The following is a 24,491-nucleotide window of genomic DNA, read 5'->3' on the forward strand; positions in this document are numbered from 1 at the left end:
ATGGCCCTTGAGCGCGCAGAAAGCGTCGCGGTTAAAGTAGAGCGCCTTCCGGCCCCTCCCAAGTAGCCTGGCATTGACCGATATTTGATGTGTGGAGCACGCGCAACTGGCTCACGTGTGGCTGGTCACCTAGCAAAGGTTATGCGCCGAAGCGTCGCCCATGCACGATGCAGGCACGCCATAAAAGCAGTAGGTAGGGCGCGCCATAGCGCTATGCCGGGACATTCGCTTGTGTACAATGACCTGGTCGCTTTGCCCTGTATCGCTCATCAGCCCTGCCTGTGCGCTTCGCTGGTCAGGCCGGTGGCATAGCCTCACGATACCGCCGATCCCCTGTCACGCGAGCCCCAATGAACGATCAATTGCAGCCCCTCAAGAAGCAGCCGCGCGCCGGCAAGAGCGCCCGCAGCGGGACTCAGGACGATATCGTTTACGCCCATATCTTCGATGCCATTCTCGAACAGCGCCTGGCGCCAGGCACCAAGCTGAGCGAGGAGGCGCTGGGGGAGATTTTCGGCGTTAGCCGCACCATCATCCGTCGCGCCCTGTCACGCTTGGGGCATGAAGGGGTGGTGCTACTGCGACCGAATCGCGGTGCGGTCGTGGCCAGCCCCAGCGTCGAGGAGGCGCGGCAGATTTTTTACGCACGGCGCATGGTCGAACAGGCCATCACCGAACTGGCCGTGCAGCACGCCAGTGCCGAGCAGCTCGCCGAGCTACGACAGATGGTCAGTGATGAGCGCGACAGTTTCGCCCGTGGCGACCGCGGTGCTGGTATTCGCCTGTCTGGCGAATTTCACCTCAAGCTGGCGGAAGCCGCGCGCAATGCGCCCCTGGTGAGTTTCCAGCGCAGCCTGGTGTCGCAGACTTCGCTGATCATCGCGCAGTACGAAAGCGGCAGCCGCTCCCATTGTTCCTACGATGAACACAACGCGCTGATCGATGCCATCGAGGCGCGCAACGCCGAGCAGGCGGTGACCCTGATGATGCATCACATGGATCATATCGACAGCAAGCTCAACCTCGACGAGGACAGCGCTTCGGACGACCTGCATGCGGTCTTCTCGCATGTGCTGCAAACCCGCAAGAAGTCCAGCCGTAGCAGCACCTCTCGTTAAGCTCATTCACGGCGCGCAGCGCTGGCTGGGTGGGGTGTGATCCTTAGGGCCACTGCGCTGCTGCCGCGTAGCCTGGGTTGAGCAGAGTGATACCCGGGCGAAAGCCCCGGGTGTCGCTGCGCTCGACCCAGGCTACCTGCTAGTGGCTCTGGTCGCGGCTATGGACCAAACGCCCGGCAGCGAAGGTTTCACGGATGGCGCGGTCGTCGCCCAGGGTGATCAGGGCGAAAAGTTTTTCGGCCAGGGTGGTGGTTTGTTTCAGGCGGAACGTCAGCAGCGGCGTGGCGCTGTAATCGAGCACCACGAAGTCGGCTTCCTTGCCGGGCACAAAGTTGCCGATCTTGTCGTCGAGGTACAGCGCCCGGGCGCCGCCGAGAGTTGCCAGGTACAGCGACTTGAACGGGTTCAGCGATTCGCCGCGCAGCTGCAGCACCTTGTAGGCTTCGCTGAGGGTGGTCAGTTGCGAGAAGCTGGTGCCGCCGCCGACATCTGTGCCCAGGCCAACGCGCACGCCATGGCTTTCCACACGCGGCAAATCGAACAGGCCGCTGCCGATAAACAGGTTGGAGGTCGGGCAGAAGGCCACCGCCGAGCCGGTTTCGCCGAGCCGCGCGCATTCCTCATCGCACAGGTGCACGCCGTGGGCGAACACCGCGCGCGGGCCGATCAGGCCGTGGTGGTCGTAAACGTCCAGGTAATTCTTGCGCTCGGGAAACAGCGCCTTGACCCAGTCGATTTCCTTGAGGTTCTCGGACAGGTGGGTGTGCATGTACAGGTCCGGGTATTCGCCGAACAGCTTGCCGGCCAGGGCCAGTTGCTCGGACGTGCTGGTGGGGGCGAAGCGCGGGGTGACCGCATAGCTCAGGCGGCCCTTGCCATGCCAGCGCTCGATCAGTGCCTTGCTCTCGGCATAGCCGGACTCCGCGGTGTCCTGCAGATACTCCGGCGCGTTGCGGTCCATCAGTACCTTGCCGGCGATCATGCGCAGGTTGCGCGCCAGGGCCGCCGCGAAGAAGGCGTCTACCGATTCTGGGTGCACGCTGCCGAACACCAGTGCGGTGGTGGTGCCGTTGCGTAGCAGCTCGTTGAGAAACACTTCGGCGTTTTCCGCGGCGACCTGGGCATCGGCAAAGCGGCCCTCGGCGGGGAAGGTGTAGGTGTTCAGCCACTCCAGCAACTGGGTGCCGTAGGAGCCGATCACGCCGACCTGGGGGAAGTGAATATGGGTGTCGATAAAGCCGGGGGTGATCAGCGCGTCTGGGTATTCGGTGACCGTGATGCCGCTGAAGCGCGGCAGCAATTCCTCGGCCGGGCCAACCGCGAGCACGCGGCCATCCTCGACGACCAGCAGGCCATCCTCGAAATAGGCGTAGGACTGCTCGATGCCGACCACTGTCGGGTCGGCGAGGCAGTGCAGGATGGCGGCGCGATAGGCCTGGGTGGTGTGGCTCATGATGCGGGGTCTCATGCGTAGGGTGCGCCGTGCGCACCGAAAAATGGGGTGGGGCAGTGGTGCGCACAGCGCACTGGGCATTGACTCAGGAGCGGCGTGAGGCAGGCAGTAGCTTGGCGACGCTGGACTCGCCTTTGTTCACAGTCTGGCCAAACCCTGCGTTGTAGGTGGCGATCACCTCACCGGCAATGGAAATGGCGATCTCCACCGGCAGCTTGCCCTTCACCTCGGCGATGCCCATGGGGCAGCGCATGCGTTGCAGCAGGTCGCTGCTCAGGCCGCGCTCGCGCAGGCGATGCTCGAACTTGGCGCGTTTAGTCTTCGAGCCGATCAGGCCGAAGTAGGCGAAATCATCGCGCTTGAGAATGGCGGCGGTCAGCTCAAGGTCGAGTTGGTGGTTATGGGTCATGACGATGAAATAGCTGCCGGGCGGCATCGCCGCCACCTGGTCGATGACCTCGTCGTTGAGCACCTTGGCAACGCCGGCGGGTATCACCTCGGGGAATTCCTCAGCGCGCGAGTCGATCCAGCGCACCTTGCACGGCAGACCGGCGAGCAGCGGCACCAAGGCGCGGCCGACATGGCCGGCGCCGAACACGGCGATCTGCGCCTGAGCCTCGCCCATCGGCTCGAACAGCAGCACAGCCGCGCCGCCGCAGCATTGGCCGAGGCTGGCGCCGAGGGCGAAGCGCTCCAAGCGGGTGGCCTGGCTGCGCGCCTCAAGCATCTCGCGGGCCATGGCCATAGCCTTGAACTCCAGATGCCCGCCGCCGATGGTCTCGAAGATGCGCTCGCGGGTGACGACCATCTTCGAGCCGGCATTGCGCGGCGTTGAGCCACGCTCCTCGATGATGGTCACCAGCACGCAGGGTTCGCCCTGCTGCTGCAGGTCGGCGAGGGCGTTGATCCAGCCGGTATTGCTCATGGGCGTGGTCCTCGTTGAACAATCCCATGCCACATGGAAGGAGGCGGGCAGCGCTGCGCTTTAGTCGCGATTACTGCGGCGCTTTCACGATCTATCGCGAATAAATTCGCTCCTACAGGGCGCGGCATTTGAGTGCTGAGGGTCATCTTATGCGTGCTCCGTCGGCGCTTTGCTCAGAGCGTGCATCTGCTCCACGCCCCAGAGCACCCGCTCGGGGGTGGCGGGTGCGTCGATGCGCGGCTGTACACGGTAATTGGCCAGGCTGGCCACGGCATCCTTGATCGCGCACCAGGCGGCGATGCCGAGCATAAACGGTGGCTCGCCGACGGCCTTGGAGTGGTACACGGTGTCTTCCGGGTTTTTACGGTTTTCCAGCAGTTTGACCCGCAAGTCCAGGGGCATGTCGGCGACGGCGGGAATCTTGTAGCTGGCCGGGCCACTGGTCAGCAGCTTGCCTTTGGCGCTCCATACCAGTTCCTCGGTGGTCAGCCAGCCCATGCCCTGGATAAAGGCGCCTTCGACCTGGCCGATGTCCAGCGCCGGGTTCAGCGAGGCGCCGACGTCATGCAGGATGTCGGCGCGCAGCATCTTGTACTCGCCGGTCAGGGTGTCGACGATCACCTCGACGCAGGCCAGGCCGTAGGCGAAGTAATAGAACGGGTGGCCGGCGGCTTTGTCGCGGTCGTAGAAGATCTTCGGCGTGCGGTAGAAGCCGGTTGAGGACAGGGAAATCTGGCCCACATAGGCCTTCTGCACCACCTCCTCGAACGACAGGTATTGCTCGCCCACGCGCACCTGGCCGTTGCTGAACTCGATTGCGGTGCTCTCCACGGAATATTGCCCGGCGAGGAAGTCCACCAGGCGCTGCTTGAGCGTGAGAGCGGCATTTTTGGCGGCCATGCCGTTGAGGTCGGCGCCGCTGCTGGCAGCAGTGGGCGAGGTGTTCGGCACTTTTTCGGTGTTGGTCGCGGTGATCTGGATGCGCGCGATCTCAACCTGGAACACCTCGGCAACCACCTGGGCGACCTTGGTGTTGAGGCCCTGGCCCATTTCGGTGCCGCCGTGGTTGAGGTGAATGCTGCCGTCGGTGTAGATGTGGATCAGCGCGCCGGCCTGGTTAAGAAAGCTGGCGGTAAAGCTGATGCCGAATTTCACCGGGGTCATGGCCAGGCCCTTCTTCAACACCGGATTGGCGCTATTGAAGGCGCGGATCGCTTCGCGGCGTTCGGCGTACTCGGCGCTGGCGGCCAGTTCCGCGGTCATTTCCGGCAGCAGGTTCTGTTCGACGGTCTGGTGGTAATGGGTGACGTTGCGGCTGTCCTGGCCGTAGTAGTTGAGCGTGCGCACCGCCAGTGGGTCTTTGCCGAGGTGGCGGGCGATCACGTCCATGATCTCCTCGATGGCGAGCATGCCCTGTGGGCCGCCAAAGCCGCGGTAGGCGGTGTTGGACGCGGTGTTGGTCTTGCAGCGGTGGCCGTTGATGGTGGCGTTGCCGAGGAAGTAGGCGTTGTCGGCATGGAACATCGCCCGGTCGACGATGGAGTTGGACAAGTCGGGCGAGTAGCCACAGTTGCCGGCCAGCTCGATCTGGATGCCGTGCAGCAGGCCGTCATCATCGAAACCGACGTCGTACTCGACATAAAACGGATGGCGCTTGCCGGTCATCTGCATATCTTCGTTGCGCGGCAAACGCATCTTGGTCGGTCGCCCGGTGAGGCAGGCGATCACCGCGCACAGGCAAGCCGGGCCGGCCGCCTGGGTTTCCTTGCCGCCAAAGCCGCCGCCCATGCGACGCATGTCGATGACCACTTTGTTCATCGCCACGCCGAGCACCTCGGCCACCAGTTTTTGCACTTCGGTGGCGTTTTGCGTGGAGGTGTAGACGATCATGCCGCCGTCTTCGGTGGGCATTACCGAGGAGATCTGGGTTTCCAGGTAGAAGTGCTCCTGGCCGCCGATGTGCAAGCTGCCTTGCAGGCGGTGGGGCGCCTGGGCCAATGCGGCCGGGGCATCGCCAATGCGCTGCTGGTGACTGTCGAGCACGAAGTGCCGCTTGCGCAGGGCGTCGACCACATCCAGCACCGGCTCCAGGTCCTCGTATTCGATGATCGCCGCCATGGCCGCTTCACGCGCAGCGGCCAGGCTGTCGGCGGCTACCGCGAGTACCACCTGGCCGACGTATTCGACCTTGCCGTCGGCCAGCAGAGGGTCGCCGGGGACCAGCGGGCCGATGTCCAGCTCGCCGGGCACGTCCTGGCTGGTGATGGCGATGGCCACACCAGGGATGGCGTAGCAGGGCGTGGTGTCGATGCGCAGGATGCGCGCATGGGCACGGTCGCTCAGGCGGGCATAGACGTGCAGCTGATTGGGAAACTCCAGGCGGTCATCGACATAGACGGCCTCGCCGGTGACGTGTTTGTCAGCACTCTCGTGCTTGACGCTACGACCAACGCCTGTGGTGATGCCGGCGCTGAACAGGGCGGCCAGTTCTGCCTGGGTTTTTGCGGCATGCTGCTTAGACATAGTCGGTCACCCGGGTTGCGACGCCTGGGGCGGTCAGTTCAAGGAAGCACTTGCGCAGTAGATTCTGCGCCGTCAGCAGGCGATACGCCTGGCTGGCGCGAAAGTCGCTGAGCGGGGTGAAGTCGTGGGCCAGGGCGGCGCAGGCGCGCTCAATCAGCTCGGCGCCAAGCGGGGCGCCTTGCAGCACCGCCTCGCAGGCGCGGGCGCGTTTGGCGATGGCGGCCATGCCGCCAAAGGCCACGCGGGCTTCACGCAGCACGCCGTCGACCAGGGTCAGGTTGAAGGCCGCGCAGACGGCGGAGATGTCATCGTCCAGGCGCTTGGAGACCTTGTAGGCCCGCAGACTCTGGCCAGCGCGCGGGCGCGGCACATGGATCGCCTCGATAAACTCGGCCTCCTGGCGGGCGGTGACCTTGTAATCGATAAAGTAATCTTCCAGGGCCAGGCGGCGCGTCCGATTGCCCTGGCGCAGCACCAGTGTGGCGCCCAGGGCGATCAGCAGCGGCGGCGCGTCGCCAATCGGCGAAGCGTTGCCGATATTGCCGCCCAAGGTGCCTTGGTTGCGGATTTGCAATGAGGCGAAGCGATGCAGCAACTCGCCGAAGTCCGGGTAATCGTCGGCCAGGGCGGTGTAGCAATCCGTCAGCGGCGCGGCGGCGCCGATCACTAGGGTGTCGTCCGTCACCTCGATACGTTTCAGCGCCGCGATATGGCCGACGTAGATCATCGCCGGCAGGCTGCGGTGTTGCTGGGTGACCTCCAGCGCCAGGTCGGTGCCACCGGCCAGCAGACGTGCCTCGGGGTTGGCCCGGTACAGCTCGGCCAGCTCACCGATGGTCAGCGGCAGCAGGCAGTGTTTGCCGTTGTGTTCCAGGCTGGCTGTGGTGCGTGGGGCGATGGCCTTGAGCTGCTCGACCGTGGCGGCCTCGGCCTGGTCGAAATGGTCAGGCTGCGCCTGCTGGCAGGCCTGGGCAGCCGCGTCGAGAATCGGTCGGTAGCCGGTGCAGCGGCACAGGTTGCCGGCCAGGGCCTCGAGGGTCTGCGCCTTGTCGGGCGCCTGGCCGCTGGCATTCTTCTGCAGGGCGAACAGCGACATAACGAAGCCGGGGGTGCAGAAGCCGCATTGCGAGCCGTGGCAGTCGACCATGGCCTGTTGCACGCTGTGCAGGCGGCCCTGGTGCTTGAGGTCCTCGACGCTGATCAGTTGTTTGCCGTGCAGGCTGGCGACGAAGGTCAGGCACGAATTGAGCGTGCGATAGCGCAGGCGCTCGCCCTCCAGCTCGCCGACCACCACTGTGCAGGCGCCACAATCGCCGGAGGCGCAGCCTTCCTTGGTGCCGGTTTTGCCGCGGTGTTCGCGCAGGTAGTCGAGCACCGTCAGGTTGGGGTCCAGGGCGTGCTCGCTGCGCAGCTCGCGATTAAGAAGAAACTGGATCAAGGACGGCCTCCGGGCAGTGTCGTAATGTGCATAACAGGTCATGCGCCGCTGCGGCGCCCGGCGGGTCGGCCATGGCGCAAATCTAGGTATTTCTGACTTTTGGGTCAATAAATATTTGACCTTTTGGTCAGCTATTGCCCCGCATCATCTCGCCTAGCGTAATCCGTGCCAGGAATCGCACGGCAATGTCGGGCGCTTTAGCTGCTCTTGCTTGCGCAATGATGCGCCGCGATGGCGCAGCGGAGCCCCTGAAACGTGCGCCACTGCAGGTCGCCGGGCCTTGGCCGTAGCATGCCCTGTGCTACACTGCGCGCCGCTCCGGCACCCATCATCCGGGCATTACGCCGCTTTTCGCCCACCGCTCGCAGGATTAAGGAAAGTCATGACGTTCAAGGCCCCGGACAGCCTCGCCGAGCAAATTGCCCAGCATCTGGCAGACCGTATTATCCGTGGCGAACTCAAGGCGCGCGAGCGCATCCAGGAACAAAAAGTCACCCAGGCATTGAACGTCAGCCGAGGCTCGGTGCGCGAGGCGCTGCTGATACTCGAGCGACGTCACTTGGTCGTCATCCCGCCGCGGCGGGGCGCCCAGGTGGCCGAGCTGACGCCACACAATGTGCGCAGTCTCTACGCGCTGGTCATCGAGTTGTACATCTTGCTGGCCCGTGCGGTGGCCGATGGCTGGCGGACCGAGGCTGACTTGGCGCCGTTTCTGGTGGTTCAGCAGCGCCTGTTGCACAGCCAGCAACAGGGCGACATTCACGGCTTCGTCGAACACAGCTTCGCGGTAATGCGCACGGCGTTCCCGTTCGCCAATAACCCCTACCTGCGTGAAACCGTGGAGAACTTGCAGCCGGCAATCAGTCGCACCTATTACCTGGCGCTGGAGCAACGCAAAGGTGAAATGGCCCAGTTCCTCGAGATGTTCAACCAACTGCTGTTGGCGGTGATGGCGCGCGACCATGAGCGTGCGCGACAGGTTCTGTTGGCGTATGGCGAGCACAACTGCCAGTTGGTATTGGCCGCACTGGCCGAAGGGCAGGGCTGAATATGCGCCTCAAGAGCATCAAACTGGCCGGCTTCAAGTCCTTTGTCGACCCCACTACGGTGAGCTTCCCCAGCAATATGGCGGCGGTGGTCGGGCCTAATGGCTGCGGCAAATCCAACATCATCGACGCCGTGCGCTGGGTGATGGGCGAGAGCTCGGCGAAGAACCTGCGCGGCGAGTCGATGACCGACGTCATCTTCAACGGCTCCAACACGCGCAAGCCGGTGACCCAGGCGTCCATCGAGCTGATTTTCGATAACTCCGACGGCACCCTGACCGGTGAATACGCGGGCTACAACGAGATTTCCATCCGCCGCCGGGTGACCCGCGACAGCCAGAACACCTATTTCCTCAACGGCACCAAATGTCGGCGCCGCGACATCACCGATATCTTCCTCGGCACCGGTCTGGGACCGCGCAGTTACTCGATCATTGAGCAGGGCATGATCAGCAAACTGATCGAAGCCAAGCCGGAAGACCTGCGTAACTTTATCGAGGAAGCGGCCGGCATCTCCAAGTACAAGGAGCGCCGCCGCGAGACCGAGAACCGTATTCGCCGCACGCACGAGAACCTGGCGCGCCTGACCGACCTGCGCGAAGAGCTCGAACGCCAGCTCGAACGCCTGCACCGCCAGGCCCAGGCGGCCGAGAAGTACCAGGAATACAAAGCCGAGGAGCGCCAACTGCGGGCGCAATTGACGGCCCTGCGCTGGCAAGCCCTGAACGAGCAGGTGGGCCAGCGCGAGGCGGTCATTGGCAACCAGGAGGTCAGCTTCGAGGCGCTGGTGGCCGAGCAGCGCAATGCCGATGCGAGCATCGAGCGGCTGCGTGATGGCCATCATGACCTCTCCGAGCGCTTCAATCTGGTCCAGGGGCGCTTCTATTCGGTGGGCGGTGACATTGCCCGGGTCGAGCAGAGCATCCAGCACGGCCAGCAGCGCTTGCGCCAGTTGCAGGACGACCTGCGCGAAGCCGAGCGCGCGCGCCTGGAAACCGAATCGCACCTGGGCCACGACCGCACCTTGCTGGCAACCCTGGGCGAAGAGCTGGCCATGCTCGAACCCGAGCAGGAGCTGACCGCCGCTGCGGCAGAAGAATCCGCCGCGGTGCTGGAAACCTGCGAAGAGGCCATGCAGGGCTGGCAAGAACAGTGGGACGGTTTTAACCAGCGCAGCGCCGAGCCGCGTCGTCAGGCCGAGGTCCAGCAGTCGCGCATCGCCCAGCTGGAGCAGAGCCTGGAGCGCCTGGGCGAGCGCCAGCGACGTCTGGCTGAGGAGTTGCAACAGCTGGCGGCTGACCCGCAGGACGCTGCCATCCTGGAACTGAGCGAGCAGATTGCCGCCCGCGAACTGAGCCTGGACGACCTGCATGCCGCCGAAGCCGAGCAGGCCGAGCGCCTGCAGCAACTTCGCGGCGAGCTGCAGCAGGCCGGCCAGGCTCAGCAGCAGGCCCAGGGCGAGCTGCAACGCCTGAATGGCCGTCTGGCCTCATTGGAAGCCCTGCAGCAAGCCGCCCTCGACCCCGACAGCGGCGTCGGCGACTGGCTGCAGGCGCAGCACCTGCAAGCGCGGCCACGCCTGGCCGAAGGTCTGCGTGTTGAGGCGGGCTGGGAACTGGCGGTGGAGACCGTACTGGGCGCCGACCTGCAAGCGGTGTTGCTGGATGATTTCAATAACCTGGATTTCACCGGCCTGGCCCAGGGCGATCTGCGCCTGGCCAGCCCGGCTAAAGGCGGGGCGCGGGTGGCTGGCAGCCTGCTGGACAAGGTCGAGTCCGCGCTGGACTTGGCGCCCTGGCTGGGCCGGGTCAAGCCGGTCGGCAGCCTGGAAGCGGCCTTGGCAGGCCGTGCCAGCTTGGCCGAGGGCGAGAGCCTGATCAGTCAGGATGGCTATTGGGTCGGCCGGCATTTCCTGCGTGTCTGCCGTGGCAACGAGGCCCAGGGTGGCGTGTTGGCGCGCGGGCAAGAAATTGACCAGCTGCAGCTCGAACGTGAAGAGCGCGAGGCTGCCCTGGCGCTGCTCGACGAACGCCTGCAACAGCTGCGCGAGACCCAGGAGCAGCAGGAGCAGCAGCGCGAGCAGCAGCGCCGCGAACTGAGCGTACAGGCTCGCGAACTGGGTGAGCTCAAGGCCCAGCTGTCGGCCGGTGAAGCCAAGGTCGAACAACTGTTGCTGCGCCGCCAGCGCCTGGACCGCGAACTGCTCGAATTGAACGAGCAGCGTGAGCTGGAGCAGGAGCAACTCGGTGAGTCGCGCCTGCTGCTGCAAGACGCTCTGGATGCCATGGCCCTGGACACCGAGCAGCGCGAAACCCTGCTGGCCAGTCGCGATGCCTTGCGCGAACAGCTCGACCGAGTCCGCCAGGAAGCTCGCCAGCACAAGGATCACGCTCATCAGTTGGCGGTTCGCCTCGGCTCCCTGCGCGCCCAGCACGACTCCACCCGTCAGGCCCTGGAGCGCCTGGAGCTGCAGGCCGAACGCCTGCACGAGAAACGCGAACAACTGAGCCTGAATCTGGAGGAGGGCGAAGCGCCGCTGGAAGAGCTGCGCCTCAAACTCGAAGAGCTGCTCGAACGCCGTATGGGCGTGGAGGAAGAACTCAAGCAGGCGCGCCTGGCCCTGGATGACGCTGACCGTGACCTGCGCGAGGCGGAAAAGCGCCGTACCCAGGCCGAGCAGCAGGCTCAACTGTTACGGGGCCAATTGGAGCAGCAGCGCCTGGAGTGGCAGTCGCTGAATGTGCGGCGTAAAGCCCTGCAGGACCAACTGCTGGAAGACAACTACGACCTGCATGGGGTGCTGGCGACCCTGCCGGCCGATGCCAGCGAGACGGCCTGGGAAGAGGAGTTGGAGCGCCTGGGTGCGCGTATCCAGCGCCTGGGGCCGATCAACCTGGCGGCGATCGACGAGTACCAGCAGCAGTCCGAGCGCAAGCGCTACCTGGATGCGCAAAATGCCGACCTGGTCGAGGCGCTGGATACCTTGGAAAACGTTATCCGCAAGATCGACAAGGAGACGCGCAACCGCTTCAAGGAAACGTTCGACCAGATCAATGGTGGTTTGCAGGCGCTGTTCCCAAAAGTTTTCGGTGGCGGCAACGCCTATTTGGAACTCACGGGCGAAGATTTACTCGATACCGGGGTAACCATCATGGCGCGCCCACCAGGTAAGAAGAACAGCACCATTCATTTGTTGTCGGGTGGCGAGAAGGCCCTGACAGCGCTGGCCCTGGTATTTGCAATATTCCAGCTCAACCCGGCGCCGTTCTGCATGCTCGATGAGGTGGATGCACCGCTGGACGATGCCAACGTTGGCCGCTATGCGCGACTGGTCAAGGAAATGTCCGAGAAAGTGCAGTTCATTTACATCACCCACAACAAGATCGCCATGGAAATGGCCGACCAGTTGATGGGCGTGACCATGCACGAGCCGGGCTGTTCGCGCCTGGTGGCGGTGGATGTGGAAGAGGCCCTGGCGATGGTCGAAAGTTGAGCAGGCCCAGGTCGTTCGACGCATTTGCTCGTACCTTTGTCAGCGCAGAGCAGTTTTTTAAGCGAGGTTTGCCGGTGTAAAGTTGTCTTTCGTCGTGCTAGCTTTACGCCCACTTTTGTAATGTGCAGAAAACGCCTGTCAGAACATGGAGTTGGCGTCAGGTTTATCAAGTGTTGGTACAGAGCGGGATGCTCTTTCTTATCTAATTTTTTAGGGGTCAAGGTATTTCATGGAATTCGGTCTGCGCGAATGGCTGATCGTCATCGGTATCATCGTGATTGCCGGCATCTTGTTCGATGGCTGGCGGCGGATGCGGGGCGGTAAAGGCAAGTTGAAGTTCCGGCTTGATCGGACTTTCTCCAATTTGCCGGATGATGACAGCGATCCCGATCTGCTCAGCCCGCCGCGTGTCATCGAGCGCGGTGAGCATCATGAACCGTCGTTGGATGAGCACGACCTGCCGTCCATGAGCGCGCGTGAATTGAACCGCCGACGCCATGGCGAGCCGCAACAGGGTGACCTTAACCTGGGCCTTGATGAGCCCGTGCCCACGCTGCTCAGCCCGGTCGATCAGGCGCAGAGCGCGGACGCGCCAGCCAAGCCGAGCAAGGAGCTGCCGCCGGTCGAAGAGGTGCTGGTGATCAACGTCATCGCCCGCGACGAAATCGGCTTCAAAGGCCCTGCACTGCTGCAGAACATTCTTGAAAGCGGCCTGCGCTTTGGCGAGATGGATATCTTCCACCGCCACGAAAGTATGGCGGGGAACGGCGAGGTGCTGTTTTCCATGGCCAACGCGCTCAAGCCAGGTACGTTCGACCTGGATGACATCGAAGGTTTCAGCACCCGTGCGGTGAGCTTCTTCCTCGGTCTGCCGGGGCCGCGTCATCCGAAACAGGCGTTCGATGTCATGGTCGCTGCGGCACGCAAGCTGGCCCATGAGCTCAATGGTGAACTCAAGGACGATCAGCGCAGCGTGATGACCGCGCAAACTATCGAGCACTATCGCCAGCGCATCGTCGAGTACGAGCGCCGCCAGTTGACCAACAAGCGCTGAGCCCCTGCGCCTCGCCATGACCTGCTCATCGGCGGGTCGGCCGATGCTACAGCCTTCCAGCAAGAGAGCAGCCGCGGCTGCTCTTTTCGTTTCCGAGACACTGCCATGACTGACACCCTGACTGCCGCCGCCCAACGCATCCTCGAACTGCGCACCGAGCTGGATGCGCACAATTACCGCTACTACGTACTCGACGAGCCCAGCATCCCCGATGCCGAATACGATCGCCTGTTCCGCGAGTTGCAGGCGCTCGAAGCAGAGCATCCCGAGCTGGTGACACCGGACTCGCCCACTCAACGGGTTGGCGGCGAAGCACTCAGCGCCTTCGGTGAAGTGCGTCATGAGGTGCCAATGCTCAGCCTCGGCAATGCGTTCGAGGAGGAGGATCTGCGGGCCTTTGACCGCAGCGTGCGCAATGGGCTGGGGCTGCAGGGCGGGGATCTGTTTGGCGGTGGCGTCGAGGTCGAATACAGCTGCGAGCCCAAGCTCGACGGCTTAGCAGTGAGCCTGTTGTATCGCGATGGCAAGCTGGTGCGCGGTGCCACCCGCGGGGATGGCACCACCGGGGAGGACATCAGCGTCAACGTGCGCACCATCCGCAATGTGCCGCTTAAATTGCAGGGCAGTGGCTGGCCCGATGTGCTGGAAGTGCGCGGCGAAGTATTCATGTCCCGCGCCGGCTTCGAGCGACTCAATGCCTCTCAGGCCGAGGTGGGCGGCAAGACCTTCGCCAATCCGCGTAACGCCGCCGCCGGCAGCTTGCGCCAGTTGGACTCGAAGATCACTGCCAGTCGCCCGCTGGAGTTCTGTTGCTATGGCCTTGGCCAACACAGCGCCGAGCCGGCAGCGACTCAGGTCGGCATGCTCGAACGCTTGAAAACCTGGGGCATTCCTATCAGCCAGGAGTTGAAGCTGGCCAAGGGCATCGAAGACTGTCTGGCGTATTACCGCGATATTGGCGAGCGGCGCATGGGCCTGGCCTACGATATCGATGGCGTGGTGTTCAAGGTCAACAACATTGAGGATCAGCAGCAACTGGGCTTTCGCGCGCGGACTCCGCACTGGGCCATCGCCCACAAGTTTCCCGCGATGGAGGAGCTGACCGAGCTGCTCGACGTGGAATTCCAGGTCGGCCGCACTGGCGCGGTAACCCCAGTGGCACGGCTCAAACCGGTCAAGGTGGCGGGTGTGACGGTGTCCAATGCAACGCTGCACAACATGGATGAAGTCGCGCGGCTGGGTGTGATGATCGGCGATACGGTGATCATCCGCCGGGCCGGCGATGTGATTCCGCAGGTGATGCAGGTGGTCAGTGAGCGTCGACCTGCCGATGCCCGGCCTGTAGATGTGCCGCAGCAATGCCCGGTGTGCGGCTCGGCCGTGGAGCGCACCCAGTTGATCAAACGCAGCAAGGGCCGTGAAACGGTCAGCGAGGGCGCGGTGTACCGCTGTGTCGGCCGTTTGGCCTGCGCGGCTCAACTCAAGCAGGCGATCATCCATTTTGTTTCGCGGCGCGCCATGGACATTGAGGGCCTTGGCGAAAAGAGCGTCGAGCAATTGGTGGATGAAGGCCTGGTGGGCTCGCCGGCTGATCTCTATACCTTGCAGTTCGAGCAGATTGTCGGCCTCGAAGGCTTTGCCGAAGTCTCCAGTCGCAAGCTGCTTGAGGCCATCGCCGACAGCAAACGTCCGACCCTTGCACGCTTTATCTACGCGCTTGGTATTCCTGATGTGGGTGAGGAAACCGCCAAGGTACTGGCCCGTTCCCTGGGCTCGCTGCAGCGCGTGACCCAGGCGTTGCCTGAGGTGCTGACCTACCTGCCGGATGTTGGCCTGGAAGTCGCCCACGAGATTCACAGTTTCTTTGAGGACGAACATAACCAGACGGTGATTCAACACCTGCTGGAGCGCGGCCTGCAATTGCAGGACCAGGGCGAGCTAGGCGCCGAGTTCGCCGCCAGCACCACCCTGGATGGCCTGCTCGACAAGCTGAACATTACCTCGGTCGCCGCCACAGGCGCGAAGAAAGTGGCAGACGAGACCATCAAGCGTCTTGCGGCGTCTGGCGAGGGCAAGCCGGAACAGGCTGTGCGTGTGCAGCACGTAGCTGAGCTGTGCAAAGACTGGTTAAGTTTCTCGGTATTAAAAGGCGTTAATGAAAAGGCCAAGCAGGCGCTGCGTGATTTCTTTAACGATGATGGGCGATTCAATAAGGCCAAGGAAATCGAGCAGCAACTGATCGATTTCGGCATGCATTGGAGCGCTGAAAAGAAAGTGCTCGAAGGCCTGCCGCTGGCCGGTCAGACCTGGGTGCTCACCGGCAGCCTGGAGGTAATGAGCCGCGATGTTGCCAAGGACAAGCTGGAAGCGCTTGGGGCCAAAGTCGCCGGTTCGGTGTCCGCCAAGACCACCTGTGTGGTCGCTGGCCCCGGCGCCGGCTCAAAACTGGCCAAGGCCACCGAGCTGAATGTTCCCGTGCTGGATGAGCAGGCCTTTATCGCCCGCTTGGCTGATTACGGTATCAGCGCCGAGTAAAAAAGGGGGGGGCGCAGTGGCGGCTCGCTCATGACCCGCCCGCAAACATCATCCAGAACGAAGCGCCGACGCCGACGATACTTTCTCCGGCTACCAGCCCGGCCGCTGCGGCAATGGTGAAGCGTTCGCCCAGGCTCCTCCAGCGTGACTGGATAACCCAGGCGAGCAACGCGCCGAGGGCCATCATCAGCGAGATCGAGGCGGGGATGATAAAGGCCAGACCGAATGCCGCCGAACTGGGTAGCAGGCGCGCGAATGTCGATTGCTCAGGCAGGCTGGCTTCCAGTACGCCAAACAGCGCGCCGCACAAAGCGCCAACCAACATGGCCCAGCGGATGCTGCTGTCGATCGAGTCGAGACCGTAGCCCAATACTTCAGCCACGGCTTTCCAGGTGGCGACGGCTGGAGCGGGCCACTGCTCGGTGATCAGCATGGTCTGCGGATCGGGAATCAGGATCTGGTAGACCAGCACGCCAACGATGCTGCCGACGAAGATGCCCAGGCACTGGGCGATCAACTGGTTGTAGGGGTTGGCGCCGATGGCGTGGCCGACTCGAAAATCATTCAGCAGATCCGTGCATTGCCCGGCCGCGCCGCCGGCCGTGTTGGCGGCCATCAGGTTGACGCTGACCTGTCCGGGCGCGATCAGGCCGAACGTCAGTTGCGACAGTTGGCCGGTGGCGCCAATCGGCGGGATGCCCGTGGCGCCGACCACTCGGGCCGCCATGCAGGCGAGCGCGACGGCCAGTGGCACGCTCAGCGCTGCCATCAGCGGGTCGATATCGAACAGCAGCACCTGCAGCGTGACCACCAGCAACGAGGCCAGGGCGAGCATGGCCAGTGGCAGCTTCGCCGGGGGTTGCCATGCGTTGTCTGCTGGGGAAGCTTGGGTCAGGCGGCTGGACCAGTAGCGTATGGCCAGTGCGGTTAGCGTCGCGCACACCAGCAGGGTCACCCCCGGCCATAGCAGCCATTCCACCAGTACGCCGAACTGCGGGCCGCTGGCCCCTTCGGGTAGCGGCACCAGGCGGCTACTGATCAGCCAGGGCGCCAAGCCACCCCAGGCGATCAGCGCGCCGAGCAGCAGGGATAGACCGACGCGAATACCGATAATGCCGCCAAAACCGATCAGCAGCGGCGAGGGATCGAGGCTGAATGTCAGCCGCTCCAGGCTCGCGGATGGCGACCAGCGCGGTATCGTCAGGGCAAAGGTGTCGGCCCACTTCACCAGCCCGCCGAGCACGGCGGCGGCGCCCAGCACATATAGGCGCTGCAGGGCGTCGCGGCCATGGTTGTAGACCTGCTGCATGGTTTCCAGGGTGGCGACTGCTTCAGGAAAGCGCAGGCGCGTGTCCTCGACCATGCTGCGGCGCAGGTACCAGGCCACCCAGATACCGAGAAAGCTCACCGAGAATACCCAGGCTATCAGCGGCAGCGTCGGCACCTGCTGTCCGGTCAACAGGGTATAGGCCGGAATAGGCGCCACCAAGCCGCCGGAGATAATCGAGGCAGCAGCCGAAGTGGTGGTCTGGTTGATATTGCTTTCGCGCATGCTCCAGGCTGTGCTCAGGCGCCAGCGCAGCAGGCTCTGCCAGATGCCATAGCTGATCAGCAGGGCAATGATCGACATATTGAACGACCAGCCGATCTTCAAGCCGGAATAGATATTCGAGGGCGTGAGCAAGGCGCCGAGCAGCATGCCTAACAGCAGTGCGCGGACGGTAAGTTCGCGGTCAGTGGCCATGGCCAACCTGCGTTTGACGGGTGTGGTCGTTTGAGGCGACAGAACGGCTGGGGTTCAGTTGGATCGAGAGGGGACGTGTTGCGGGGAGAGCGGAGCGTCGTGCGACGCCCCGTCGGTCAATCAGTTGATCGCGTCGCTCAGGGCTTTGGCCGGTACGTACTTGACGACTTTCTTGGCCGCGATTTCGATGGCTTTACCGGTTTGCGGGTTACGGCCGGTGCGGGCCGGGCGCTCGCTGACTTTCAGTTTGCCGATACCCGGCAGGGTAATCTCGTCGCCGTTCTCCAGCGCATCGCTGACGATTTCGCTGAGCTGCTCGAGAGCTGCGCGCACGGTCGCTTTCGGGGTGTCGATGGCTTCGGCGATATCACTGATCAGTTGGTCTTTGGTCATGGCCATGCGGATGCTCCTTGGGTAATGGGAAAGGCGCTGAAAAAGCCCGCGCAGGGTAGCGGGATTCTGCCGCTGACGCACCCTGTGTACGGGTGCGGCGCTGTTGGGCCAGGTTGTGACTGCAAGTGCGCGCAGAAATTCAACAGGGCATGGCAGTCATGCAAAAGTGGCGACGCGTAGCGGCCGACCCTGAACTACGCTGGTGGTATCGGGCCATTATTGGAGAGCAGTCATGCCGAGCGCCTTCGCTGATCTGGGGTTTCGTTGGAAGATAGCCTTACCCATTCTGCTACTGGCGGTATTGCTGGTCAGCATGGGGGTGCTGGGCATGCGAGGCATCGGCCAGGTCGCCGAGTCCAGCACCTTGCTGACGCAGCGTTTTCTGCCAGGGATCAGCCTGTTGCTCAATGCCGACCGGGATCTCTATCAAGCCTTTGTGGCAGAGCGCAGCAGTCTGGATTCTGATGCGGGTGAGCATGTTGCTGCACTCAAGGCGTCACATGCTGAGAACCTGCAGCAGGCTTACGACCGGGTACATGCGTTCGCGGCCATGCAACCTTCGGCCGAAGCCTTGCAACTGGTGGCACAGTTCGATCGCGGCTTCGAGCGCTGGAAGGCGACCTCGTCTCAGGTTCTGACCCTGCGCGACAGCGACTCCGCAGCAGCCAGTGCGCTGAGCTTCGGCGCCAGCGAGGAGCAGTTCGAGGGCATGCGCGATGCCATCGACAAGCTGGGTGAAATGGAGGATGCCTTGGCTCAGCAGGAAGGCGCCTCGGCGATTGCCTTGGGCGACTCCTTGCGCTGGCAGCAGGGCCTGATCATTGGCGGCGGCCTGCTGTTTTGCCTGGTGCTGGTGATTGGCTTCCCGATTTTGGTGACGCGCCCACTGCAGTTGCTGTTGCACCGCATCGAGCAGATTGCCGATGGCGATGGCGACCTGCGCGTGCGTCTGGATGTCAGCTCGCGGGATGAGCTAGGGCAGCTGAGCCTGGCGTTCAACCGTTTTCTGGACAAGCTGCAGCCGCTGATCAAGGAAGTCGGGCGGGTGACCGACGAGGTCGCCGATTCAGCGCAGAACCTGGCTGGCTTGGCGGCTGCCAACGATAAGTTGATCAGCAGTGAGCACGCAGCCGTGGATCAGGTTAGTACCGCGGCCACCGAAATGACGGCTGCGGTGCATGAGGTGGCGCGCAATGCCCAGAGTGCTGCGGATGCTGCGCGACAAGCAGAAACGCAATCACGCGAGGGTGCGCGGGTAGTAGGTGCCACCATTCACTCGATTCGCCAGTTGGCCGTCGAGGTCGAGAGTGCATCGAGCAGCATTCAGACCCTGGAGCAGGAAGCCGCCAATATCGGTGCGGTGCTGGCGGTGATCAAGGGGATTGCCGAGCAGACCAATCTGCTGGCGCTCAATGCGGCTATCGAGGCGGCGCGAGCCGGTGAGCAAGGGCGTGGTTTTGCCGTGGTGGCCGACGAGGTCAGGGCCTTGGCAGCGCGCACCCAGGAATCGACCAAGGACATTCAGGAGATGATCCAGCGCCTGCAGGTTGGTGTACAGAATGCCGTCAAGGCGACTCACTCGGGCAGCAATCGAGCGCGGGAAAGTGTCGAGCAGGCGGCCGGGGTAGACCAGGCTCTGGCGGTTACCGGCGACTCGGTGCAGCGGATCAACGATATGGCTGCCCAGATCGCGACGGCCTGTGAAGAGCAAAGCAGCGTGACCGAGGAGATCGCTCGCAATATCAGCGATATTCGCGAACTGTCCAACGAGGCGGCGTCCACCTCCGAACGCAGTTCGCGGGCTAGCCAGCACCTGTCAGAGTTGTCCACGGGGCTGGCACAGTTAGTCGGGCGTTTTCGTGTGTAGATCTGTTTAGAGTGTTAGGGTCTGTTGACGTTTCGTCGCAAGCCGCGTTGCCGCGAAAAATCTCGCCAGGCCGGGCGGCGTTCCGCTAGGCGGAGGACGCCGGTAATGGTTGTTCCCTTGCCAAGTCCTCCAACACCGCATGGCGAGATTTTGCGCGCAACCTAGGCGGCCCCACCCGAAGGGTCGGGCCAGTTTTAGCGCGATGCCGCGTTTCTCGATGGCTCATTTAGCCGGCTAAACTTCGCATCTCGTGCCTTGCCTCGCGCTAAAACTGGCTCCGGCGCGGCCGCGAACGAAACGTTAACAGACCCTAAGTGCTTGAAGCGGTTGTAAGTTCAGGCCAAGCCGGTACAATGGCGCGACTCGCTGCTTGGCGAGCTGCGTTATGGTGGGCCTGCCGGTCCCCCCGCAACGATTACCCGTGAACCTGGTCAGATCCGGAAGGAAGCAGCCACAGCGGGAACATTGTGTGCCGGGGTGTGGCTGGTAGGTCCGCCTCCATCTTCGCCCGTTCGGGTAGCTAATCGAAAATCTCAGCTTATCCCCTGTCACAGCTCGCGGCTGATCAAGCGTGCGCGCATAAAAAAGCCCCGCATGAAAGCGAGGCTTAGGTTGTGCGTACTACGTCAGGCGGCGTGGTAGTTGAGTACGCTGTCCTGCTCCTTGAGCGCTTTGCGCATTTCGGCAGGTATGCTGCCTGAGCGCACGGCCAGCTCCAGGCGGATATCTTCCAGGCTCTGGGCAAATGCCTGCGCATCGTTGAGCTGGGTGACACTCAGTACGCGGCTGTAAGCGGTTGTGTCGGCCTCGCCGAGCAGTGACAGCACAATGCTGCCATCCGGGCGAGGTTTGCTGAAGGTGGCGCGTAGCGGGGCGAACAACTGTTCGACGAACTGCTGGTTCGTGTTATCCATGACCGTACTCCATCCTGTAAGGGTGATCCCCTTCGACGTCGGTGGATGGATAAAGTTCCTTTTTGCTCAGGCAGTTAGCGACTGACGCGCGCGCTCGATGACCTGCTGCAGCGATTCATCGCTGTACTGGCCGGGGTAGAGGCGCTGACTGTGGCGGGCGATGCCTGCCTGGTTGACGATGGTGAAGCTGAAGCTGCCTTTGCGTGCGGCCATGATGTGGCAATCGAATGGCGAAAAGGCTTGGGTGAGGGTGCGCATGGCAGCCTGGATTTGGTGTTGAGTAGTCATTGTGTTGTGTTCCTGAAACAAGCAGGCGCATCAGTGCGCCGGATAAAGCTCCAACACTCGAAAAAGCTCGAGGGCGTTAATTCAATGGGAGCTGGACTGCACGCAAAAGTTCCGGTTGCGAAACCTGGGCGCGGTCGGTACGTCGGAGGCGGGCCTGAGTCGGCGCAAATGCGCAGGGCCAGATCAGTCAGCAGGTTGGGGTCTGAAGCGGTTGCCGCAGGGTCAGGTCGAATCGATCTGGGCGGGCAGGCTTGGAATCCAGCGAGGAGGGCACTAGGTGCTCGGTGACTTACAGCGTGGTACGAACGGGGCGCAGCATACGCTTAAGTCCGGATAATAACCAGCCCATTCATCAGTCTGGCTCCCGTAGGCGGCTGCGGATGCAATTTGCCCGTTGCTCCGCTAGGATTAGCCCACTTTTGCTTTCCTCTCGTGACGGTTTTCAATGAGTTATCAGGTTCTTGCACGTAAATGGCGTCCGCGTTCGTTCCGCGAAATGGTCGGCCAGACCCATGTGCTCAAGGCATTGATCAATGCGCTGGACAGCCAGCGTCTGCACCATGCCTACCTGTTCACCGGTACACGGGGTGTGGGCAAGACGACTATTGCACGCATTATCGCCAAGTGCCTGAACTGTGAGACCGGTATCAGCTCGACGCCCTGTGGCGTCTGCTCGGTGTGCCGGGAGATCGACGAGGGGCGTTTTGTCGACCTGATCGAGGTGGACGCGGCGAGCCGCACCAAGGTCGAGGACACCCGGGAACTGCTCGATAACGTGCAGTACTCGCCGAGCCGCGGGCGCTTCAAGGTCTACCTGATTGACGAAGTGCACATGCTCTCCACCAGCTCGTTCAACGCGCTGCTCAAAACCCTGGAAGAGCCACCGCCCCATGTGAAGTTTCTGCTGGCCACCACGGACCCACAGAAGCTGCCGGTCACGGTACTGTCGCGCTGCTTGCAGTTCTCGCTGAAGAACATGCCGCCCGAGCGGGTGGTCGAGCACCTGGATCATGTCCTGACTGCCGAGAACATTCCGTTCGAGAATGATGCGTTATGGCTGCTGGGTCGCGCTGCTGATGGTTCGATGCGCGACGCCATGAGCCTGACTGATCAGGCGATTGCCTTCGGTGAGGGCAAGGTACTGGCGGCGGACGTGCGGGCAATGCTCGGCACCCTTGATCACGGTCAGGTCTACGGTGTGTTGCAGGCGTTGCTTGAGGGTGACGCTCGCGGGCTGATCGAGGCGGTTCGCCACTTGGCCGAGCAGGGCCCGGACTGGAACGGTGTGCTCGCCGAAATACTCAACGTATTGCACCGCGTAGCCATCGCTCAGGCGTTGCCAGATGCTGTGGACAATGGCCAGGGCGATCGTGAGCGGGTGCTTGGGCTGGCCGAGTTGCTGCCCGCCGAAGATGTGCAGTTCTACTACCAGATGGGTCTGATCGGCCGCCGTGACCTGCCCCTGGCGCCGGACCCGCGCAGTGGCTTCGAGATGGTGCTGCTGCGCATGTTGGCGTTCCGCCCGGCAGACACGGGTGATGCACCGAGGGTGGTGCTAAAGCCGCTGGGGATCAGCCAGGCCACTGCTGATCCCACGGACAAACCGGTGGCCGGCGCGGTAACGAGCCCGCCGGTTGCTCCTGTTGCCGCTGTGGCAGAGACCTTGCCTGCTGCCATTCCGGAGCCTTCGCCTGCTGTAATAGAGGACGCACCTGCCGCTGTGCCTGAAGCCGAGCTCAGCGCTGCTGCTGAACCTGCTGCTGAGGCGCCCCTGGCGCACGCTGCGCCGGCGACACCTGAGCCAGAAGTCGAGGCGCCAGCACCAGCCCCCGTGACTGATCTGCCCTGGGAAGAACCAGCCGCACCGGTCGTGTCTGCGCCTGAGGTGGCAGCTGCTTCTGTAACCGCCCCCCAGGCTGACGAAGTGCCGGTTGTAGCTGCGGCGAGCGAGGAGGCCCCGTTCGCCGATGATGAGCCGCCACCCGGCGATTATGATTATGTGGAGATGAGTGCCGAGGCACTCGACTACGATTTCGAGGCGGTCGCGCCTGAGCAGGAAGCGGAACCGGCCCCGGCTGCGCAGCCCGCTACAGGCCTGGCGGCCGACTGGTTGGAGCTGTTCCCCGCTCTGGGCTTGTCGGGCATGACCGGCAGCATTGGCGCCAATTGCACCCTGGTCGCGGTTGAAGGTGATCGTTGGTCGCTGCACCTCGATCCGGGGCACAGTGCGCTGTTCAACCCGACCCAGCAGCGCCGCCTCAACGACGCCTTGAACCAACACCTGGGGCGCACGATCGATCTGCAGATCGAGCTGCGCACTCCTGAGCAGGAAACCCCGGCGCAGGCGGCAGCACGCCGCCGAGCCAACCGCCAGCGTGACGCCGAGACCTCGATCCAGAGCGATCCGCTGGTACAACAGATGATTCAGCAATTCGGTGCCGTGATTCGCGCGGACAGCATCGAACCCTTTGATCCCGTCGTTAACCCCTGATTACGAGGAACTCGCACCATGATGAAAGGTGGAATGGCCGGCCTGATGAAGCAGGCTCAGCAAATGCAGGAAAAAATGCAGAAGATGCAGGAAGAGTTGGCCAATGCCGAGGTTACCGGGCAATCCGGTGCCGGCCTGGTCAGCGTGGTGATGACCGGTCGTCATGACGTCAAGCGCGTCAGTCTGGATGACAGCCTGATGCAGGAAGACAAGGAAATCCTCGAAGACCTCATCGCTGCTGCAGTCAACGATGCCGTACGCAAGATCGAGCAGAACAGCCAGGACAAAATGTCCGGGATGACGGCAGGGATGCAGCTGCCCCCCGGCTTCAAAATGCCCTTCTGAGCATGTGACGCCCAGCCGGCACGCATTACTGCGTTGCGAAAGGCCCCGAGCATCCTCATTTACAGACGTAAACTCCGGTGCTCGAGGCCTTTCGCGCCTTGTACTGCATACCGTCTGATCGCCCCCTTTGATCGGGTGGTATTAATGCCGCACGAGCTGGATTAAGCGAGTGCGTAGCCCGGATGCAATCCGGGCGTGTTGTATGTCTTGTTGCCCCGGATTGCATCCGGGCTACCAATCTGTAGGAACACCATGAGTTTCAGCCCGCTGATCCGTCAACTGATCGATTCCCTGCGTATTCTTCCCGGTGTTGGCCAGAAGACTGCGCAGCGCATGGCCCTGCAGATGCTCGAGCGCGATCGCAGTGGCGCATTGCGCCTGGCGCAAGCGCTCACCCAGGCGATGGAAGGGGTAGGGCATTGTCGCCAGTGTCGCAGCCTGAGCGAGGACGAGGTGTGTCATCTATGCCTGGACCCGCGCCGCGACGACAGCCTGCTGTGTGTGGTCGAAGGGCCGATGGATGTTTACGCCGTCGAGCACACCGGTTTTCGCGGGCGTTACTTCGTGCTCAAGGGGCACCTGTCGCCCCTCGATGGCCTTGGTCCCGAGGCTATCGGCATCCCCGATTTGCTCGCACGTATCGAGGCGGGTGCGTTCAGTGAGGTTATTCTGGCGACCAACCCAACCGTCGAAGGTGAAGCCACCGCGCATTACATCGCCCAGCTGTTGGCCAACAAGGGCCTGATCGCCTCGCGCATTGCCCATGGTATGCCCCTGGGCGGCGAGCTGGAGCTGGTCGATGGCGGTACCTTGGCTCATTCGATTGCCGGGCGACGGCCGATCGTCATCTGACTCAATCAGCGC

At 62.9% G+C, this 24,491-nt stretch carries 17 protein-coding genes, 1 other RNA gene and 1 pseudogene; 11 read left to right on the plus strand and 8 right to left on the minus strand.

Translation table 11 applies throughout. The annotated features are described in order from the left end of the window. The first annotated feature begins 350 nt into the window (after window positions 1–350). Complete coding sequence (locus BMW49_RS02150) at window positions 351–1,118, plus strand: GntR family transcriptional regulator (protein WP_069516740.1); 768 nt, start codon at window positions 351–353, stop codon at window positions 1,116–1,118. Window positions 1,119–1,257: 139 nt separating this feature from the next. On the opposite strand, the gene guaD is transcribed toward BMW49_RS02150, so the two are convergent. The 4 genes from guaD to xdhA all read right to left on the minus strand — a co-directional run bounded on the left by guaD (window position 1,258) and on the right by xdhA (window position 7,457). Beyond that, a complete protein-coding gene (gene guaD, locus BMW49_RS02155; protein ID WP_069516739.1) occupies window positions 1,258–2,571 on the minus strand; it encodes a guanine deaminase in 1,314 nt (437 codons plus the stop codon). 85 nt (window positions 2,572–2,656) lie between these two features. Next, window positions 2,657–3,496, minus strand: coding sequence for a xanthine dehydrogenase accessory protein XdhC (gene xdhC, locus BMW49_RS02160; protein WP_069516738.1), 840 nt, complete (start codon window positions 3,494–3,496; stop codon window positions 2,657–2,659). Between the two features lie 147 nt (window positions 3,497–3,643). Continuing rightward, window positions 3,644–6,019: a xanthine dehydrogenase molybdopterin binding subunit gene (gene xdhB, locus BMW49_RS02165; RefSeq protein ID WP_069516737.1), complete on the minus strand. Its 2,376-nt coding sequence runs from the start codon at window positions 6,017–6,019 to the stop codon at window positions 3,644–3,646. Then, entirely contained in the window at window positions 6,012–7,457 is a 1,446-nt protein-coding gene (gene xdhA, locus BMW49_RS02170) for a xanthine dehydrogenase small subunit (protein ID WP_069516736.1), read from the minus strand. The genes xdhB and xdhA overlap by 8 nt, the downstream gene beginning before the upstream one ends. A gap of 382 nt (window positions 7,458–7,839) precedes the next feature. Between xdhA and BMW49_RS02175 the strand changes: the two genes are divergently transcribed. The 4 genes from BMW49_RS02175 to ligA all read left to right on the plus strand — a co-directional run bounded on the left by BMW49_RS02175 (window position 7,840) and on the right by ligA (window position 15,585). Then, window positions 7,840–8,505, plus strand: coding sequence for a GntR family transcriptional regulator (locus BMW49_RS02175; protein WP_069516735.1), 666 nt, complete (start codon window positions 7,840–7,842; stop codon window positions 8,503–8,505). Between the two features lie 2 nt (window positions 8,506–8,507). Next, window positions 8,508–11,996 (plus strand): chromosome segregation protein SMC, encoded by a 3,489-nt coding sequence (gene smc / locus BMW49_RS02180; protein WP_069516734.1) that lies wholly within the window; start codon window positions 8,508–8,510, stop codon window positions 11,994–11,996. Between the two features lie 229 nt (window positions 11,997–12,225). Beyond that, window positions 12,226–13,050, plus strand: coding sequence for a cell division protein ZipA (gene zipA, locus BMW49_RS02185; RefSeq protein WP_069516733.1), 825 nt, complete (start codon window positions 12,226–12,228; stop codon window positions 13,048–13,050). 105 nt (window positions 13,051–13,155) lie between these two features. Next, the gene (ligA, locus tag BMW49_RS02190) at window positions 13,156–15,585 is read left to right on the plus strand and encodes an NAD-dependent DNA ligase LigA (RefSeq protein ID WP_371850852.1); all 2,430 of its coding nucleotides are present in this window, start codon (window positions 13,156–13,158) and stop codon (window positions 15,583–15,585) included. A gap of 28 nt (window positions 15,586–15,613) precedes the next feature. On the opposite strand, the gene BMW49_RS02195 is transcribed toward ligA, so the two are convergent. Then, window positions 15,614–17,329, minus strand: coding sequence for an OPT/YSL family transporter (locus BMW49_RS02195; protein WP_069516732.1), 1,716 nt, complete (start codon window positions 17,327–17,329; stop codon window positions 15,614–15,616). Between the two features lie 120 nt (window positions 17,330–17,449). After that, window positions 17,450–17,728 (minus strand): HU family DNA-binding protein, encoded by a 279-nt coding sequence (locus BMW49_RS02200; RefSeq protein WP_069516731.1) that lies wholly within the window; start codon window positions 17,726–17,728, stop codon window positions 17,450–17,452. Between the two features lie 226 nt (window positions 17,729–17,954). On the opposite strand from BMW49_RS02200, the pseudogene BMW49_RS25465 reads away from it, so the two are divergent. From BMW49_RS25465 to ffs, 3 genes and pseudogenes are all read left to right on the plus strand, one after another. Beyond that, window positions 17,955–18,731 (plus strand): annotated as a pseudogene (locus tag BMW49_RS25465) (MCP four helix bundle domain-containing protein); the annotation flags it as partial. A 123-nt stretch (window positions 18,732–18,854) separates the two neighbouring features. Next, window positions 18,855–19,589, plus strand: coding sequence for a methyl-accepting chemotaxis protein (locus tag BMW49_RS25470; RefSeq protein WP_425272736.1), 735 nt, complete (start codon window positions 18,855–18,857; stop codon window positions 19,587–19,589). A gap of 395 nt (window positions 19,590–19,984) precedes the next feature. After that, window positions 19,985–20,081: signal recognition particle sRNA small type (ffs, locus tag BMW49_RS02210), an RNA gene on the plus strand. Between the two features lie 134 nt (window positions 20,082–20,215). On the opposite strand, the gene BMW49_RS02215 is transcribed toward ffs, so the two are convergent. Further along, window positions 20,216–20,503 (minus strand): DUF3509 domain-containing protein, encoded by a 288-nt coding sequence (locus BMW49_RS02215; RefSeq protein WP_069516729.1) that lies wholly within the window; start codon window positions 20,501–20,503, stop codon window positions 20,216–20,218. Between the two features lie 66 nt (window positions 20,504–20,569). Beyond that, on the minus strand, window positions 20,570–20,791 hold the full coding sequence (locus BMW49_RS02220) for a hypothetical protein (RefSeq protein ID WP_069516728.1): 222 nt from the start codon (window positions 20,789–20,791) through the stop codon (window positions 20,570–20,572). 445 nt (window positions 20,792–21,236) lie between these two features. Between BMW49_RS02220 and dnaX the strand changes: the two genes are divergently transcribed. The 3 genes from dnaX (at window position 21,237) to recR (ending at window position 24,479) form a co-directional block, all read left to right on the plus strand. Further along, window positions 21,237–23,282 (plus strand): DNA polymerase III subunit gamma/tau, encoded by a 2,046-nt coding sequence (dnaX, locus tag BMW49_RS02225; RefSeq protein ID WP_069516727.1) that lies wholly within the window; start codon window positions 21,237–21,239, stop codon window positions 23,280–23,282. An 18-nt stretch (window positions 23,283–23,300) separates the two neighbouring features. Beyond that, the gene (locus BMW49_RS02230) at window positions 23,301–23,627 is read left to right on the plus strand and encodes a YbaB/EbfC family nucleoid-associated protein (RefSeq protein ID WP_058762856.1); all 327 of its coding nucleotides are present in this window, start codon (window positions 23,301–23,303) and stop codon (window positions 23,625–23,627) included. Window positions 23,628–23,879: 252 nt separating this feature from the next. Continuing rightward, a complete protein-coding gene (gene recR / locus BMW49_RS02235; RefSeq protein WP_069516726.1) occupies window positions 23,880–24,479 on the plus strand; it encodes a recombination mediator RecR in 600 nt (199 codons plus the stop codon). The last annotated feature ends 12 nt before the right edge of the window (window positions 24,480–24,491 follow it).

The sequence above is a fragment of the Pseudomonas cuatrocienegasensis genome, assembly GCF_900110925.1.
Lineage (GTDB): Bacteria > Pseudomonadota > Gammaproteobacteria > Pseudomonadales > Pseudomonadaceae > Aquipseudomonas > Aquipseudomonas cuatrocienegasensis.

What these genes read in the sequence shown, in the direction of transcription:
- BMW49_RS02215 (WP_069516729.1), bottom strand. Translation starts at nt 20,503, where the DNA reads ATGGATAACACGAACCAGCAGTTCGTCGAACAGTTGTTCGCCCCGCTA.
- smc (WP_069516734.1), top strand. Translation starts at nt 8,508, where the DNA reads ATGCGCCTCAAGAGCATCAAACTGGCCGGCTTCAAGTCCTTTGTCGAC.
- recR (WP_069516726.1), top strand. Translation starts at nt 23,880, where the DNA reads ATGAGTTTCAGCCCGCTGATCCGTCAACTGATCGATTCCCTGCGTATT.
- BMW49_RS02150 (WP_069516740.1), top strand. Translation starts at nt 351, where the DNA reads ATGAACGATCAATTGCAGCCCCTCAAGAAGCAGCCGCGCGCCGGCAAG.
- ligA (WP_371850852.1), top strand. Translation starts at nt 13,156, where the DNA reads ATGACTGACACCCTGACTGCCGCCGCCCAACGCATCCTCGAACTGCGC.
- xdhB (WP_069516737.1), bottom strand. Translation starts at nt 6,019, where the DNA reads ATGTCTAAGCAGCATGCCGCAAAAACCCAGGCAGAACTGGCCGCCCTG.
- BMW49_RS02200 (WP_069516731.1), bottom strand. Translation starts at nt 17,728, where the DNA reads ATGGCCATGACCAAAGACCAACTGATCAGTGATATCGCCGAAGCCATC.
- BMW49_RS02175 (WP_069516735.1), top strand. Translation starts at nt 7,840, where the DNA reads ATGACGTTCAAGGCCCCGGACAGCCTCGCCGAGCAAATTGCCCAGCAT.
- guaD (WP_069516739.1), bottom strand. Translation starts at nt 2,571, where the DNA reads ATGAGCCACACCACCCAGGCCTATCGCGCCGCCATCCTGCACTGCCTC.
- zipA (WP_069516733.1), top strand. Translation starts at nt 12,226, where the DNA reads ATGGAATTCGGTCTGCGCGAATGGCTGATCGTCATCGGTATCATCGTG.
- BMW49_RS02230 (WP_058762856.1), top strand. Translation starts at nt 23,301, where the DNA reads ATGATGAAAGGTGGAATGGCCGGCCTGATGAAGCAGGCTCAGCAAATG.
- BMW49_RS02220 (WP_069516728.1), bottom strand. Translation starts at nt 20,791, where the DNA reads ATGACTACTCAACACCAAATCCAGGCTGCCATGCGCACCCTCACCCAA.
- dnaX (WP_069516727.1), top strand. Translation starts at nt 21,237, where the DNA reads ATGAGTTATCAGGTTCTTGCACGTAAATGGCGTCCGCGTTCGTTCCGC.
- BMW49_RS02195 (WP_069516732.1), bottom strand. Translation starts at nt 17,329, where the DNA reads ATGGCCACTGACCGCGAACTTACCGTCCGCGCACTGCTGTTAGGCATG.
- xdhC (WP_069516738.1), bottom strand. Translation starts at nt 3,496, where the DNA reads ATGAGCAATACCGGCTGGATCAACGCCCTCGCCGACCTGCAGCAGCAG.